This is a genomic window from Bacillus sp. JJ634, from assembly GCF_036962285.1.
Lineage (GTDB): Bacteria > Bacillota > Bacilli > Bacillales > DSM-1321 > Peribacillus > Peribacillus asahii_A.
In genome coordinates this window covers 1-254 of sequence record NZ_JBALMU010000209.1, presented here as the reverse complement: position 1 = coordinate 254, position 254 = coordinate 1, and the positions used below count along the sequence as shown (strand labels likewise).

At 28.0% G+C, this 254-nt stretch carries 1 protein-coding gene; it reads right to left on the bottom strand.

The window, feature by feature from the left end; translation table 11 throughout:
- Positions 1–254, bottom strand: a 254-nt coding sequence (locus V7068_RS21980) for a GHKL domain-containing protein (protein ID WP_499714550.1), incomplete at both ends; no start/stop codon positions are given.

Here is a 254-nt window from a genome sequence, read left to right as displayed (position 1 = left end):
TCCTTATCAATAATCTTTGGACCTGTATTCGTAATTTCAAATAAATAATGGGTTGAATTAGCTTTACATACAATATTTATTTTCCGCTCACCCTCAGGTAGTACTATAGCCGCATCAATTGCATTATCAATTAAATTCGATAATATTTTGATTAAATCTATTGTTTTGATTGTATCGAACGCAGCATTAGAAACTGTAAAATTAATATCGATATTATGATTTTCAGCAGAAAGTTTCTTTGTTTGAAATAATAC